This is a genomic window from Reichenbachiella faecimaris, from assembly GCF_900176375.1.
Classification (GTDB): domain Bacteria; phylum Bacteroidota; class Bacteroidia; order Cytophagales; family Cyclobacteriaceae; genus Reichenbachiella; species Reichenbachiella faecimaris.
Genome location: NZ_FWYF01000002.1, coordinates 920,094 through 935,818, shown reverse-complemented (window position 1 = coordinate 935,818; position 15,725 = coordinate 920,094). Strand labels below are relative to the sequence as shown.

The window sequence follows — 15,725 nt, the reverse complement described above, 5'->3', positions numbered from 1 at the left end:
TTATGGCAAAAAGAGATTATTACGAAGTACTAGGTGTCTCGAAATCTGCTGCAGCAGATGAGATCAAAAAAGCATACAGAAAGCTAGCAATCAAGTACCATCCGGATAAAAACCCTGATGATAAGCAAGCTGAAGAAAACTTCAAGGAGGCTGCTGAAGCCTATGAGGTTTTGAGTGATGCCCAGAAAAAGCAGCGCTATGATCAATTTGGTCATGCGGGCATGGGCGGAGCAGCTGGCGGTGGCGGATTTGGCGGCGGAGGCATGTCTATGGACGACATCTTCTCGCAGTTTGGAGACATCTTCGGAGGTGGAGGAGGAAGTCCATTCGATAGCTTTTTCGGAGGCGGTGGAGGCGGCCGTGGAAGAGCCAGAAAAGGCACGAATCTTCGCATCAAACTCAAGTTGACACTCGAGGATATTGCTCATGGTGTAGAAAAGAAAATAAAAGTTAATCGTCTGGTTGTAGCTGAAGGAGTAACCTTCAGAACTTGTCAGTCTTGTAATGGCAGCGGTCAAGTAAAAAAAGTGGTCAACACCATGCTGGGCCAAATGGTTTCGGCTTCTACTTGCCCTACCTGTAACGGAGCTGGCCAGAGCATTGATAAAAAACCACATGGTGTTGATAATTCTGGATTGACATACAAAGACGAAGTGATCCCTGTAAAAATACCTGCAGGAGTAGTGGATGGTATGCAGTTGTCTATGTCTGGCAAAGGAAACGAAGCCCCAGGTGGAGGAATGCCAGGAGATTTGTTGATCGTAATTGAAGAACAGGAAGGAGATGAGTTGAAGCGCGAGGGCAACAACATTGTTTTTGACTTGTATCTCAATTTTGTAGATGCAGTCTTAGGCACATCCGTAGAGGTGCCAACTATAGATGGCAAAGTAAAGATCAAGATCGATCAAGGTACCCAAAGTGGTAAAATCTTGCGATTAAGAGGCAAAGGCATCAAAGACATCAATGGCTATGGCAAAGGAGATCAGCTGATCCATGTGAACATCTGGACGCCAAAGACTTTGTCGAAAGACGAAAAGGAAAAACTCGAAAGCATGAGAGAATCTGACAACTTCGCACCAAACCCTGGTAAAGGCGAAAAAGGATTCTTCGAAAAGATTAAAGAATTCTTTTAGGATCTTTAAAAGTCATAACAAGCAAAAAAGACCTCTTACAATCATCGAATAGTAAGAGGTCTTTTTTGGTACATAACGGTTTAAATTTTTGATTTCCACTTAAACCATCTATTTTCGACGTTTGAATAATGGCAATCGTCGAACGAATCGAACCAGAATGAGAAAAATTCCGTACGTAGGGACATGCTAAGGGTTTATATTGTTGTACTAGCAACATTGGTTTGTGGGTTGAAGGGGCATTGCCAGTTAAAAAAATTTTATACGGTAAAGGATGAAGCCTCTTTTGACACGGTCGCTTTTTCATTAAAAGCCACCTCGGGCACCTGTTTTATTAACCCAGCCGACAATAACGACCCTGTCACCATCTATGGCAATCCCTCCTTTTCAGAAGTCAACCCTACCTTCCATACCGAAATCAAAAACAACAGAAACCAAGTCAATCTTTTCCTAGAAGATTACAATCAAAAAGGACTCAGTCAGGCCATTTCCTATAGCATGTTTGGTAATGAAAAGTCCGAAAAGAATTTCTGGAAGATTTTCTTAGCGGATCAAAAAGTCTATGACCTGGATTTAAAATATGGAGTGGGTGATGCTTATGTCAACTTATCTGATCTACCTGTTTCAAAATTTAAGATCGAGTCTGGAAGTGCCAATGTCAAAATCATGTATGACGACAACTCCATGAATAAGTGCGTCATGGATACGTTTTCTGTCAATGTAGATGTGGGGAATCTCATGACCAAAAATGTAAATAAATCAAAAGCCAAAGTGGTAATTGCCGACGTTGGATTTGGTACAGCTGTGCTAGATTTTAGCGAAGGTGTTACAGAATACTGCAAAGTCAACGTGAGTGTAGGGGCCGGTAAGCTCAAGATTATAGTCCCCGAAAATGATTACCCTGCTATCATCTATTTCAAAAGTTCCCCTCTTTGCAATCTCTCTCTCAGCCAATCTTTCGAAGAAGTTTCTGAAAATGTATATGTCAACAGAAGCTATTCAGCTAGCGCTAAAAACCTGATGGAATTCAATGTAGACGTTGCCCTAGGTAATATCATATTTGAATACGTGAAGTAATTTTCTTCCCTCTGTAATATTTCAATACCTTTAGCTACCTATGTAGCAAATCAAAATCAATCGTATTGAACTTAGTAAAAATCAACGGGGTCTCTAAATCCTATGGAGACCATCAAGCCCTAGACAACATAGCATTCGGCATCCCAGAAAATAGTGTTTTCGGATTACTTGGCCCTAATGGTGCTGGTAAAACCACACTGATTCGAATCATTACTCAAATCATTATGCCAGACAGCGGACAAGTGCTCTTCAAAGAGGTACCTATGCTCGCAGAGGATGTAAGAAAAATTGGCTACTTACCCGAAGAGCGTGGACTGTACAAAAAAATGAAAGTCTCTGATCAGTTGATCTTTCTAGCTCGCTTGAAAGGTATGAGTAGACCTGATGCAGTGGCATCTATCAAGCACTGGATGGAAAAACTGGACATCATGGCATGGCACAATAAAAATGTGGAAGACCTCTCCAAAGGCATGCAGCAAAAAATTCAGTTCATAGCCACAGTGGTTCACAAACCATCGCTAATCATTTTGGACGAACCATTTTCTGGTTTTGATCCTGTGAATGCCAATCTGATTAAAGATGAAATTTTAGAACTAAAAGAAAACGGCGCAACTATTATCTTTTCTACACATAGGATGGAATCTGTAGAGGAATTATGCGATCAAATTACCCTAATTCATCATTCAAAAATATTAATTCATGGAGCCAAAAAGGACATCAAAAATCAATACCGAAACAATACTTTCATAGCTGAATATCAGGGAGATATTCCTATTTCGGACAATGGGTTTGACGTTCTCAAAACCAAGTCTTTGGAAGATGGTATCGTTCGATCAGAAGTGAAAATTGCCGACAATCACTCCGTGAATGATCTGGTCGATTTTATTACTTCCAAAACAAAAATTGTTTCTATCAACGAAAAAATCCCTTCCATCAACGACATTTTTATTTCCACTGTAAAGCCTACTAGCCATGAATAAAATCGGACTCATCATTGCACGCGAATACATTGCCAGAGTAAAAAAGAAATCATTTATCATCATGACCATCCTGGGTCCCATTTTGTTTGCAGGCATGATGGGCATTGTCTTTTGGTCGGCCACACGGGAAGGTGATCAAAAGCTAATTCAGGTAATAGATGAAAGTGGCTGGTTTGAAAATAATATTGAAAACACGGAAACCATCACTTATCAGTTTATTCAGGCAGATGTGGAAGAGACTAAAGAATCGCTTTTAAATAGTGACGCCATTTTTGGTCTATTACACATTCCAAAATTAGATCTGGACAACCCAAAGGGGATTAAGTTTTATTCTACGCAAAGCCCGGGCATCGCCGTAGAAGGAGGAATAGAAAAAATAATTCGAGGAATCATAGAAGATGAAAAACTAGCCAACTCTGGCCTAGATCAAGAACTCATTGACAACCTCAGAGCGCATGTCGATATTCAAACAATCAATTTATCTGATTCGGGTGATGAAAGTGAAAGTAATTCAGGAATTGCTTTTGGTGTTGGATATGTCTCTTCCTTCTTGTTGTACATGTTCATTTTCATTTACGGCATGCAAATCATGCGTGGCGTAACTCAGGAAAAGACAAGCAGAATCATAGAAGTAATGATTGCTTCTGTTCGTCCCTTTGAATTGATGATGGGCAAGATCATAGGAATTGCTGCCGTGGGACTGACCCAGTTTGTACTTTGGGCTGTAATGACCACTGCTTTGACCTCGGTAACCTCATCTCTGATTCTGGATCAACCCACAGCTACTGAACAAATGGCCTTTCAAGCAGGGGTAGATGCCGAGCAAATGGAGGCTCAAAACGAAGCTTTTGATATCTATAGCATTACGGACAAAATTGACATCCCAATAATTCTTGGAAGTTTCTTGATTTACTTTTTAGGCGGATATTTACTTTATGGGGCGTTGCTCGCAGCAGTAGGCTCTGCCGTAGACAGTGAAGCGGATTCTCAACAATTTATGCTGCCCATTACACTGCCACTCATATTCTCCATGATGATGATTTCGATTGTCATTCAAGAACCACATGGTACCATGGCTTTTTGGCTTTCTATAATTCCTTTCACCTCTCCAGTGATCATGATGATGCGATTGCCATTTGATGTACCCATGTGGGAATTGGCTTTGTCGATTTTGCTTTTAATTGCTGGATTTTGTAGTACAACTTGGATGGCAGGAAGAATCTATCGCATTGGTATCTTCATGCATGGCACCAAGGTGAATTACAAAACCTTAGCCAAATGGTTTGTGATGAAGATATAAAACAAGAAAGGCCGAGAACATTCTCGGCCTTTTTATTATTCTTTATTTATTCTACTTCACAAAAATCTCCACTTCATCAGATGTAGTTGAGTTGCCTAGCTTATCTGTGGCTCTAACTTTGTACGTAACCAAACCACGTGTATCGATTTTGACTGGTCTGGTGTATTCCACTTCTGGTGCTCCATTGAGCGAATAAAATACTTTATCTGTATCTACCACATGGTCTGTTGCTCCAAGAAAAAGCTTAACCCCCTTGGAATACACACCAATGGGTTGCCCATCCTTTTCATCAAGGATAATCTTCCCAACTGCCTCCATGCTCAAGATGTGCTCAACTTTAGGTCCAGTGTTGTCCACCACAAAGAAGAATGATTTGGTGTTTCTGTTATTCACCTGATCGGTACCATAGAAGTCAATAGTATAGAAACCCTCTTCTTCAAGCTTTATTGGCCCAGTATATTGCTGGCCAGTTCCTCCATTAATTTTATAACCCAGGTCTTTCACTCCACTTTCTCCATCTATAGCGGCTAAAGCAATCTCTGAATTGCTTGTCACAAATGCTGTGTCTCTTGAGTGGTATTGACTACCTGTAAACTCGTACTTGATTTCTGGAGCTTCCATGTCAATGTCAAGCGAAGATCTACTCAAGTTAGATTCCTCCAATTTGCCATCAAATCTATTGTTCACTTTGTCAATCGCATAATAGGTAATCACATGATTGCCACCTGTTTTATCAAGAATAAATGGTTCATAATACGTTTCGTGGTCTGCACCATCAATGGAATACTTGATCGTCTTCACACCAGCCTTATTGTCTTCTGCAGTCAATTTTACTTTGGTTCTCGTAGACACAAAAACGCGACCCCTATTCTGATACTGATCACCTACTATGGTAGCCTCCACAGCAGGTACCGTCTTATCTAAGTAAAATTCGATCACCTTATCCACTTCTTTATTTTTCACATTGTCATAACCATAATATTTAATAGTATGAGCACCATCAGCCAAACCAGAAAGATTGATTTGATCCCCAAATATTTTTTCTGGGCCGTCGTCAATCTTATATCCTACACGATTCAGTCCTGAACTAGCATCCACAGACTGTAGTTTAATATACGTTCGGGGAGAGAAGATCATCCCACTGCGATCATTATGTACCGTATATTCAGAAACTGGGCTGGTGAGATCCACTCGGAATTGATACATCTGAATGGGCTCTACATTGCCAGTGTTATCAGCAGAATAAATTTTAATATCATACGCTTTGTCCTGATTCAAATCCTGATCTTGGGTGAAAGCCAAAAAATTATTGTTATCAACAGAATAGAACGTCTTCTGTACGCCAGACTGATTATCTATAGCCTTACTTTTAAATTTTAGTCCTTGTCCATAATATTGCTCCCCTTCAGCATTTTTGTACCTAGGAGATTCCTCAAAAGACACGGTGGTTCTAGGTGCTTCGCTGTCTCGATAAACTTCAAAAAGCAATTCAAACCTGGGCTGAATTTGCTTCAATGTAGAATCAGCCGCCCAATTCGATCTAATGTAATTGACACCTTCAGTATCCAAATACATAGGATTCGTATAGTCTTCATGGATTTCACTTTTCAGTCTATGAAGATTTTTACCATCTGGACTTTCAGAAATAAATAAGTAAACAGGGTTTTTACCATGCCAATAAAGCTTACCATCTTCGTTGATGTAATATTGCTCTTGTAGGACAGGTTTTTGTTGGGATAAGGCAGCAAGTGGACATAGGATTAACATTAAAAGCGCCTTTCTCATAGTAACGGATATTTAATTTTTTTTGTGAATAACTAATTCAATATAAATGCATTAAGGACGTAATATCAAATAAATTCTATCAAATTAGCATTTCAGACTGCTAATTCATCGAAATATACAAATAATGAAATTCAATATTGTAATCGTTCTAACCTTGCTTTTAGGGTCACTAAGTCATGTACTTCACGCTCAGAAAGAATTAGCTGATTATCATTTTCATCAGGGAGATACATTTCTTCTTTTCAACAGACATGATAGTTCAATCATGCACTTTGAAAAAGCAAAAGATCTTTACTTAAAATCTCAATATTGGAGAGGTGTGGTTGCCAGTGACAATAAAATCGCAGAAAACCTTTGCGGCACCTTTGAGCTCAAGAAAGCCATGGAAATTGCCGAAGAAGCCTATAATATGGCGCATGAAAAACTAGGTGAATGGGATATCGAAAAAGCCAATGCAATGAATAACATTGGCAACATTCATTACCTCACTGGTCAGCATGAATTAGCTCTTGAGGAATACGAAAAAGCGCTCGAATTAGCCAATCATGAAGTACACGAAGAGGTTTTGTTTTCTGCACCTACCAGTTTGGGTATTGGAAACGTCTATTTCGGCAAACACCAATATGAAGAAGCCTTCAAACATTTTAAAGCTGCCCTTGAAGCAAATCGTAAAATTCTGGGAGAAAATCACCCCTACGTAGCCAACTCCTATTTGAGTTTGGGTAACCTTTATAGAAACAAAGGCTCCTATAACCTGGCCACTGAATATTACGAAAAAGCATTGGCAATAAACATATCTGTTTTTGGAGAAAATCATCCAGATGTAGCTACCACCTATGTAGGCATTGGCGACATCTACAAAAACAGAAGCGCCTATGATCTGGCTATGCAATATTACCGACAAGCATTGGTCATCTATCAGAAGTTTCTTCATGAGAAGAATCCAAAATTTGGGACGATTTATCTGGGTTTTGCAGACGTGTATAAAAATCAAGGCAATTACGTTAAGGCCTTGGAATACTATCAGAAGTCATTAGATCTATTCGAACAAACCATTGGCTTAGAGCATCAAAACAGTGTGAGAAGTTACTTAGGCATTGGCAATACTTACATGTATCAAGAGAAGTTTAGAGATGCACTGGACTACTACAATAAGGTGATGGATATCAACTTTAATCTAGTAGGCGAAAATCATGTCAACTCCTCAGCAGCCAATAACAATTTGGGTAGCATTTACTACTTTTTTGGGGATTTCGAGCTGGCCATTCGGTACTTCGAAAAAGCCTTGGCCATAGATAAAAACATTCATGGAGATGAGCACCCAAATGTGGCCAATGGCTACTACAACCTATCCAGGGTATATGGTGAAAAAGGAGATATCCGAACAGCCCTGGAATATTGTCAGGAAGCTATCAATGCCAGTATCATTGACTTCGACGACAAAAATGTTTTCATGAATCCTGTATTGGTGAATTTCTTTGACAACAAGGATTTACTCTGGTATTTGCAGTTCAAAGGGCAACTATTGGAAGAGGGCTTTAGAAGAAGTGAAAATGTAAAAGGGCTAGATATTTCCCTCCACAGTTTTGTATTGAGTGATAGTTTGGTAGAGCAAATCAGACAATCTTATACAGACCGTAGAGACCAAATCGAACTAAGTGAAATGTCGAGCAAAATATATGAGTCCTCTGTAAACGCCGCCTACTCATTGATCAATTTGATTAATGAAGAAAATGTCAAATATCTAGGTGTGGACGCTACCTACAAGGGCAAAAAAAGAGAGTATGAAGACCGTTTTTTCTTTTTTACTGAGAAAAACAAAGGAGCCATTCTCTTTTCTTCTTTAGCAGAATCAAATGCAAACTCTTTTGGAGGAATCCCTGATACTTTGCTAGACCGAGAGAAAGAATTAAAAACACTTATCAATAGCTACACTCAAGAACTGGCAGCCAATCCTGACCCAGACATGATAGAGTTCTATCAAAGAGAACTCTTCAAAGCCAATAGAGAATATGAAGGACTAATCGAAAAATTCGAAACAGAGTATCCTAAATATTACGACCTCAAGTATGACGTACAGATCACAAAGTTAGACGACATTCAAAAATTTCTAAATGACTCGACCATGATGCTGTCCTACTTCTTAACTACAGATAGTATCTACGTTACACAAATAGATCAATCGGGCATGAAAATCGACAAAGTATATAAAAAGCGAGATTATGAAAAAGCCGTAAAAGCAGTAAGAAAAGGAGTGCTTTATAAAAGTGATAAAATATACACCACTTATGCCCGCATGTTGTATGAGCAGCTCTTCCCCATGGAAATTCCGGATCATATCAAAAACATCATTGTGGTGCAAGACGGCATCATGGCCACAATTCCATTCGAAGTATTGCTCTCTGCTGATGTGGATCACAATAATGTAGATTATGCCACACTACCCTATTTGGTCAGGGATTATAATATTTCCTATACTTTCTCTGCCAACCTGATCTACAAGACTTTTATGAATGATAAAATTTCTCGACCCAAAGCACCCAAAGAAGGCATGATCATTGCGCCAGTTGATTTTGAGCACTCGTTTCAGGCATTGAAGGAGGCAAAGAAATTGTCATACGACAAAGTTGACAAAGCCAAAAATCTCAGGAAAGGCATTTCAATATCAGCAGAAGAGCTCAAATCGCTACCTGGTACAGAGATAGAAGTAGAGGAAATTGATACACTTTTTGTCAAGAATGGAAAAAAGGTTGACAAATACATGTACTACAATGCTCAGGAGGAAATCGCCAAATCAGGCACCATGGATGAATACCAATACATTCACATTGCCTCGCATGGTTTTGTCAATCAAGAAGAACCAGAGTTCTCGGGTATATTCATGACTCGTGATACCTTGACAAAGGCTCAGGACGGCATTCTATTCTCTGGTGAAGTGTATAACATCAACTTGAATGCAGAGCTGGTTTCTCTTTCCGCCTGCGAAACAGGCCTTGGAAAAATATCTAATGGCGAAGGTATTATTGGATTGACCAGGGCGTTGATATACGCTGGTGCTAAAAATATTACAGTTTCGCTTTGGAAGGTTTCAGATGAGTCTACCAAACGGTTGATGATCGACTACTACGACAACTTTTTGCCTTATGATGTGCCTAAGGATTTGCACGAAAGTTTGAGCTATGCATACGCCTTGAAGAAGGCCAAGCTTAATATGATTGAGCAAGGAGGTCAATTTGCGCACCCCTATTATTGGTCTCCTTTTGTCCTGATTGGAAAATAGACTAAGCCAATACTTTTCTTGGACGGCCTTTGAAAATGGTACCTGCTTTGAAGCCATTTTCATACTTTTCTTTACGGGTTCTCCAAACCTTGAAGTTATTCTTGTTACCCACTTCAAACTGAAAAGCCATGTGCTCAGAAGGCGATACCCATTCAAGGTTTGAACTGTCATTGTTCATAGGATCATTATCCAAATGAACAATCATAGTAAACTCTTCTGGCAGAATATTAATACAAAAGGCTGAAGCCACTTCACGATGAGGGTAAACTGTTTTTCTTTTCCCTTCATCATTTAGCAAATCCATGAAATAACATTTACAGGTTTTGTTCCAACGCTGCTTCATCACCTTTTCTTTGAGAGTGATATCCTTATTTGAACCAGCATGAAATGTCTTTCTCCCCTTTCTTCGAATCCTTCCTAAGTTAGATACTTCATAATTGGAATAACCTTCAATGGTTTTCCAAACTTCTTCTATTCGTTCGATCTTGTGCGCTTCCATAATAGGGTGGGATTTAGATTTTACTTGATTAAATGTAAATCCCACAAATGCCAATTGTAAAAAAGTTCGATGAACCTCTGGAAAAATATGATAACTTGGTTTCTATAGAAGACAAAGGGTTTTGAGAATTAGCTCGAAACCCACTGTTTAATAGGAACAAGCAACATTACCCATGCATACTGATTTAGAAATTTCTAAAAAGGCTCCCCTTTTGCCTATCGCCGAAATTGGCAAAAAACTGAATATCAATGCTGAGGACCTGATCCCTTACGGGAAAACCAAAGCCAAAATTCCCCTCACGTATATAGACAAGGAAAAGTATAGCAAGAACAATCTCATTTTGGTATCTGCCATTTCCCCTACACCAGCTGGTGAAGGGAAAACCACCATGTCAATTGGACTGACTGAAGCGCTCAATAAAATCGGAAAGAAAACCACGGTAGTACTAAGAGAACCTTCTCTGGGTCCAGTTTTCGGCATCAAAGGAGGTGCGACAGGTGGGGGCTATTCACAAGTACTTCCCATGGAGGACATCAATCTCCACTTCACTGGTGATTTTTCTGCCATAGAAAAGTCCAACAATCTTTTGGCAGCCCTTATCGACAACAACGTTCAAAATAAAAATAACTCGCTGGGTATTGACCCAAGAACGGTGACATGGAAGCGAGTGATGGACATGAACGATCGTTCGTTGAGAAACATGATTGTAGGGCTTGGGGGTACTACGTCAGGAGTTCCCAGAGAAACTGGTTTTGATATCACAGCCGCCTCAGAAATCATGGCCATCCTTTGTCTGGCTGAAAATTTTTCTGACCTCAAAAAACGATTGGGTAACATTTTCATTGGCTTCACCTACAACAAGGAACCCATCTATGCCCGCGACTTAAAAGCCCATGGTGCCATGGCAGCCTTACTCAAAGATGCCATCATGCCCAATTTGGTTCAAACCATGGAAGGCAACCCAGCCATTATCCATGGCGGGCCGTTCGCCAACATTGCCCAAGGTACAAATTCGATTATAGCAACTAAGACTGGATTATCATTATCAGATTATGTGGTGACAGAAGCAGGCTTTGGTTTTGACTTGGGTGCTGAAAAGTTTTTTGATATCAAGTGTGTATCAGGTAGGCTTTCGCCAAAGGCCGTGGTGCTCGTAGCTACTGTTCGTGCGCTCAAATATCATGGGGGTATAGCTGTTGCAGATTTGCAAATAGAAAATCTTGAGGCGCTCGAAAAAGGACTTGCCAACCTGGAAAAGCACATAGAAAATATTGGCTTGTTTAATATTCTGCCCGTGGTAGCCATCAACAAATTCACTTCTGACACGGACGGAGAAATTGATTTGATAAGAAAGAGATGTGAAAAATTAGGTGTCACAGTAGAAGTAGCTGATGTCTGGGCTCATGGAGGAGAGGGAGCCATAGCACTCGCTAAAGATGTAGTGGCTACGGTCGAAGCTAATCATGTGAAATTCACACCCATGTATGACTGGTCTCTACCTGTAGAAGAGAAGATTGATATCATTGCCAAAAAAATCTATGGAGCTAAAGCTATTGATTATACGTCAAAAGCCAGAGCCAACCTAAGGAAAATAGAACGGCTTGGTCTTTCTGGATTACCCGTTTGTATTGCCAAGACACAAAAATCGCTATCAGACAATCCAGCGTTATTAGGAAGGCCCAAGGATTTTGTGGTGACTGTGCGTGAGATTGAAATTGCCGCTGGCGCAGGGTTCTTGGTACCTATCACTGGAGACATCATGCGAATGCCTGGGCTGCCAGAGCATCCTGCTTCTGAAAAAATTGATATTACGGATGACGGTACGATTGAGGGGTTGTTTTAATTTTTTCGATTGAGAAGTTTTATGAGGCGTTGCTCTTCTTTCGTCCATTCAACCACATTTAGTGGAAATTTTCGCCTTGCTGAATCGTAAAGATCTCCTCTGAAATTTTTATTATAAGGCTTTCCAAATTGGACGATTGAATATTCATTTCGCAATTTTTCAATTTGAGTATAAAGGATATCCTTAATTTCTATATAGTCTCCATATGAGATATTGTAATCTGGCATATAAACTATTACACAATTAGGAGAGTATTTTTTGATAAATAGCTTGATAACATTTTGTATTTCATCAATCTCAATTGATTCATTGTTAATAAGAACTCCATGAGCATCCCTTCTAACAACAACCCTATTTACCTTTTGTACGTGTGGTACCCTAAAATAATCTGATGCTGTTGGCGAAATTTTATATTTAATAAAGTCTAATGACTCTATCGAGTCCAAAAAAACTTCCAATTTAGGATCATAAGGTGGCAAGTATTCATGAATACCAAGATTTTTAAAACCTGAATAATATGAAGGATATTTTGAGTGCTTGACCCCAGTAGAATATTGAACTCCCCAGTATCCACATTTTCTAATATTATGAACTATGTCCTTTACATATTTTAATTTTACTCTCTTGTCAACAATTAAGTTATAAGTTAGAATACTGCCTTCTACACTAGAATACTCTTCCTTTTTTCGCTCTATTAGGACTTTAAGTTGGTCCAGATCGATTTCATTTCGTTCATCTCCAAAAAAGATTTTGGTCTTATTATTTTGTTCAAAGTCTAATACAACATACAAATCAATCGCCAAAGATATTCTTCTTATTCTATCTAAATACTCCGTCCTCGGCAATTCTAGATCATAGGCATACTCTACTGAAGTTACTTTGTACTTTTCTTCAATGGTTCCTTTAGGGATAAAATGCTTAAGGGCAAAAATGGAACTCAATATTAGGAAAATGACAAATGAAGCAAAGAAATACAAAATTGATTTTTTGCCTAAGATTAGATGTAAACCAAGCCAGGAATTCGTAAAAACTACAATCGGAAGAACTAATAGAAAAAATGATGCATCTTTTAGAAAATCGATATCAAACTGAAGAGGAAAAACCAAGTACCAAATTCCGAGAATTACAGTCATTTTGCCAAACCAGAACAGAAATGACCATCTGAAGAAATTTTGATTATTTACGACATTCCTTACACGAAATCGTTGTTTCGTTGCTCTTCCTAAACCACCTGAAAATATAAACTTTAAGGTGAACGAAAACCCTATGGCAGTTGCAATTCCTGCATAGAATAGGTTATAAAGATAAATTTCATTGTCAGATAAAATAATGAGCATCTGACCTCCCATATCACCAGAGAGAAATCTAAAAGTTTCTCTCAACATGTAAAAAAAAGCATAAAATATATAGGAGATAGTGATCCAAAGTATGACCCAACCAGCTAGTCTTTCTGTCCTGATCACATCACTCTGTCTAAGAAACCCTTTCCGAAGCATCTAACTTTTTTATCCGTCAATATAATAACTAAAAGCGAATGCTTGATGCAGTTATAGGAATCAAAATCTACCTAAATTTGCCCCATGATATTATACAACGTAACGGTAAGCCTAGACGAAAACATTGAGGCTGATTGGCTGCAATGGATGAAGGAAGATCATATTCCAAAAGTAATGGACACAGGTATGTTTGTAGACCGAAAAATCTTCAAGCTACTATCGCACGAACAAGAGGGAGCCATCACTTATGCCATCCAATACTTTGCTGATAGTATCAATCACATCCATGAATATCAGGAAAAGTATGCCGAAGCGCTACAGGCACAGCATACAGAAAAATTTAAAGACAAGTTTGTGGCCTTTCGTACCATGCTAGAGCATGTTGATTAACTGAAATCAATATGGCAATTGAGCCACTCTTCATCAAAGGAGGTGTTGTATTTTTTATAGAAATTGATGGCTGGTTCGTTCCAATCAAGCACTTGCCACATCATGCCACTAGCGCCTTCTGACTTCCCGAATTCAATCATTTTGTCAAAAAGTATTTTTCCTCCACCTCGACCTCTGAGGGCTTCTGTTACGATTAAATCCTCCAGGTATAAGCGCTTACCTTTCCAAGTAGAATAGCGCCAGTAGTACACGGCAGCTCCTACTACCTTACCATCCAGCTCAATCACCCAAAAGCCAAAAACAGGAGAAGGTCCGAAACCTTCCTGCTTCATTCTTTCCACTGTATTAGATACCTGATCCTCGCCCTTTTCATAAATGGCAAGCTCCATGATCAGTTCATAGAGTCTTGGCAGATCTGCTTCTGTTCCTTTTCTTAGATTCATGCCTATTGTTCGTATATCCTACGAAATAGTTTCGAATCCAGCATATTGATGCAAAGCAGCTGGAATTTTGATGCCTTCAGGAGTTTGTCCGTTTTCTAAAATTGCAGCAATGATCCTAGGGAGAGCCAGGGCACTGCCATTCAAAGTGTGAAGCAGGTGTTTGTTATTGTCCGCATCCCTATATCTCAATTTCAAACGATTGGCTTGGTACGTTTTGAAATTACTCACAGAACTCACTTCCAACCACCTTTTCTGAGCAGCAGAATATACTTCAAAGTCATAAGTGATATTAGAAGTAAAGCCTAAATCACCCGCGCAAAGCTTCAATATTCTATAAGGTAATTCTAGACGTTTCAAAAGTCCTTCTACATGATCTCTCATTTCTATCAATGTATCGAAAGACTTATCAGGATGCTGTACCTGTACGATCTCCACTTTATCAAATTGATGTAATCTGTTTAACCCCCTCACATGCGCGCCCCAAGAACCTGCTTCCCTTCTAAAACAAGGCGTAAATCCTACGTTCTTAATCGGCAAATCTTTTTCATCCACAATCACATCTCGGTAAAGGTTGGTGATAGGCACCTCAGCAGTTGGGATCAGGTACAAGTCAGAATCAGTAATGTGATACATCTGCCCCTCTTTATCTGGCAGCTGACCAGTCCCACGGCCTGAAGCTTCATTGATCACTACTGGTGGTTGTACTTCATCATAGCCCTGGTGATCAGCCTCATCCAAAAAGAAATTGACCAATGCACGCTGTAGTCGAGCACCTTTGCCTTTGTATACAGGAAATCCTGCTCCAGTAATTTTGACGCCAAGGTCGAAATCAATAATGTCATAATTTTTTATCAATTCCCAGTGAGGCAGGGCGTCATCTCCCAATTCAGGTAATTGGTCAACTGTGTACAATACCTCATTGTCATCTTCACTGTTACCAGCTGGTACTTCTTCGTTTGGGATATTCGGAATTTGATACAATTTATCATCAAGTTCCTGTTTTGTTTCTTCTAGTACCTGTCCCAGCTCTTTGGTTTGGGACTTTAGTTCAGAAGTTTTGGCCTTTGCTTGGTTTGCCTCGTCCTGCTTCCCTTCTTTCATCAACAAGCCAATCGACTTAGAAATTTTATTGGACTCGGCAAGTAGCTCATCAAGTTTGGTTTGCGTACTTTTCCTTTTTTCGTCCAAAGCCAACACCTCATCCAGTAAGGCGGTGGCGTCAGCCATGCCTCTCTTTTCTAATCCTGCGATGAATTCAGGCCTGTTTTCTCTAATGTCTGAAACAATTAGCATAGTATTCTGATTTTTTGAAAGGGCAAATTTATACGATCAGTTGAGACGAAAGCTATAGAACCACAAAGAATCAGGTAATAAAAATGTACTTTTTGCTTATTTAAGGGCAATACAAATATTTTTGAGTAAATTTGTGTTATAATATTTGTTGTCATATAATTGTGGCACTTATATGCATTTGGGCTTAGATAGCCATCCAGCTAATCACA

Annotated in this window: 12 protein-coding genes; 7 read left to right on the top strand and 5 right to left on the bottom strand. The window is 39.4% G+C overall.

Features of this window, described 5'->3' with window-relative positions; translation table 11 throughout:
* Positions 1-2: 2 nt before the first annotated feature.
* The 4 genes from dnaJ (at position 3) to B9A58_RS11770 (ending at position 4,487) form a co-directional block, all read left to right on the top strand.
* Positions 3-1,133 (top strand): molecular chaperone DnaJ, encoded by a 1,131-nt coding sequence (dnaJ, locus tag B9A58_RS11790; RefSeq protein ID WP_084373039.1) that lies wholly within the window; start codon positions 3-5, stop codon positions 1,131-1,133.
* 183 nt (positions 1,134-1,316) lie between these two features.
* Complete coding sequence (locus B9A58_RS11780) at positions 1,317-2,207, top strand: hypothetical protein (RefSeq protein WP_139793854.1); 891 nt, start codon at positions 1,317-1,319, stop codon at positions 2,205-2,207.
* A 65-nt stretch (positions 2,208-2,272) separates the two neighbouring features.
* The gene (locus tag B9A58_RS11775) at positions 2,273-3,187 is read left to right on the top strand and encodes an ABC transporter ATP-binding protein (RefSeq protein ID WP_084373036.1); all 915 of its coding nucleotides are present in this window, start codon (positions 2,273-2,275) and stop codon (positions 3,185-3,187) included.
* Positions 3,180-4,487 carry an ABC transporter permease gene (locus B9A58_RS11770; RefSeq protein WP_084373035.1) on the top strand — a complete coding sequence of 436 codons (1,308 nt, stop codon included), beginning with the start codon at positions 3,180-3,182 and terminating at the stop codon, positions 4,485-4,487. The genes B9A58_RS11775 and B9A58_RS11770 overlap by 8 nt, the downstream gene beginning before the upstream one ends.
* Positions 4,488-4,538: 51 nt before the next feature.
* Here the strand turns inward: B9A58_RS11770 and B9A58_RS11765 are convergent, their stop codons facing one another.
* The gene (locus tag B9A58_RS11765; protein ID WP_139793853.1) at positions 4,539-6,272 is read right to left on the bottom strand and encodes an OmpL47-type beta-barrel domain-containing protein; all 1,734 of its coding nucleotides are present in this window, start codon (positions 6,270-6,272) and stop codon (positions 4,539-4,541) included.
* A gap of 124 nt (positions 6,273-6,396) precedes the next feature.
* Between B9A58_RS11765 and B9A58_RS11760 the strand changes: the two genes are divergently transcribed.
* Entirely contained in the window at positions 6,397-9,552 is a 3,156-nt protein-coding gene (locus B9A58_RS11760) for a CHAT domain-containing protein (protein ID WP_084373033.1), read from the top strand.
* 1 nt (position 9,553) lies between these two features.
* Here the strand turns inward: B9A58_RS11760 and B9A58_RS11755 are convergent, their stop codons facing one another.
* A complete protein-coding gene (locus B9A58_RS11755) occupies positions 9,554-10,051 on the bottom strand; it encodes an NUMOD4 domain-containing protein (protein ID WP_084373032.1) in 498 nt (165 codons plus the stop codon).
* Between the two features lie 172 nt (positions 10,052-10,223).
* On the opposite strand from B9A58_RS11755, the gene B9A58_RS11750 reads away from it, so the two are divergent.
* Entirely contained in the window at positions 10,224-11,894 is a 1,671-nt protein-coding gene (locus B9A58_RS11750) for a formate--tetrahydrofolate ligase (RefSeq protein WP_084373031.1), read from the top strand.
* Here the strand turns inward: B9A58_RS11750 and B9A58_RS11745 are convergent.
* Positions 11,891-13,279, bottom strand: coding sequence for a hypothetical protein (locus tag B9A58_RS11745; protein ID WP_139793852.1), 1,389 nt, complete (start codon positions 13,277-13,279; stop codon positions 11,891-11,893). The genes B9A58_RS11750 and B9A58_RS11745 overlap by 4 nt on opposite strands.
* 195 nt (positions 13,280-13,474) lie before the next feature.
* Here B9A58_RS11745 and B9A58_RS11740 point away from each other — a divergent pair, with 195 nt between their 5' ends.
* Positions 13,475-13,780: a DUF4286 family protein gene (locus B9A58_RS11740; RefSeq protein WP_084373029.1), complete on the top strand. Its 306-nt coding sequence runs from the start codon at positions 13,475-13,477 to the stop codon at positions 13,778-13,780.
* Here the strand turns inward: B9A58_RS11740 and B9A58_RS11735 are convergent.
* Both B9A58_RS11735 and serS read right to left on the bottom strand, forming a co-directional pair.
* Entirely contained in the window at positions 13,777-14,223 is a 447-nt protein-coding gene (locus tag B9A58_RS11735; protein ID WP_084373028.1) for a GNAT family N-acetyltransferase, read from the bottom strand. The two genes, B9A58_RS11740 and B9A58_RS11735, sit on opposite strands and share 4 nt — an antisense overlap.
* 18 nt (positions 14,224-14,241) lie before the next feature.
* A complete protein-coding gene (serS, locus tag B9A58_RS11730; RefSeq protein WP_084373027.1) occupies positions 14,242-15,516 on the bottom strand; it encodes a serine--tRNA ligase in 1,275 nt (424 codons plus the stop codon).
* Between the last annotated feature and the right edge of the window lie 209 nt (positions 15,517-15,725).

Coding starts and splice junctions, on each gene's coding strand:
- dnaJ (WP_084373039.1), top strand. CDS start 3: ATGGCAAAAAGAGATTATTACGAAGTACTAGGTGTCTCGAAATCTGCT.
- B9A58_RS11780 (WP_139793854.1), top strand. CDS start 1,317: ATGCTAAGGGTTTATATTGTTGTACTAGCAACATTGGTTTGTGGGTTG.
- B9A58_RS11770 (WP_084373035.1), top strand. CDS start 3,180: ATGAATAAAATCGGACTCATCATTGCACGCGAATACATTGCCAGAGTA.
- B9A58_RS11765 (WP_139793853.1), bottom strand. CDS start 6,272: ATGAGAAAGGCGCTTTTAATGTTAATCCTATGTCCACTTGCTGCCTTA.
- B9A58_RS11760 (WP_084373033.1), top strand. CDS start 6,397: ATGAAATTCAATATTGTAATCGTTCTAACCTTGCTTTTAGGGTCACTA.
- B9A58_RS11755 (WP_084373032.1), bottom strand. CDS start 10,051: ATGGAAGCGCACAAGATCGAACGAATAGAAGAAGTTTGGAAAACCATT.
- B9A58_RS11750 (WP_084373031.1), top strand. CDS start 10,224: ATGCATACTGATTTAGAAATTTCTAAAAAGGCTCCCCTTTTGCCTATC.
- B9A58_RS11745 (WP_139793852.1), bottom strand. CDS start 13,279: ATGTTGAGAGAAACTTTTAGATTTCTCTCTGGTGATATGGGAGGTCAG.
- B9A58_RS11740 (WP_084373029.1), top strand. CDS start 13,475: ATGATATTATACAACGTAACGGTAAGCCTAGACGAAAACATTGAGGCT.
- B9A58_RS11735 (WP_084373028.1), bottom strand. CDS start 14,223: ATGAATCTAAGAAAAGGAACAGAAGCAGATCTGCCAAGACTCTATGAA.
- serS (WP_084373027.1), bottom strand. CDS start 15,516: ATGCTAATTGTTTCAGACATTAGAGAAAACAGGCCTGAATTCATCGCA.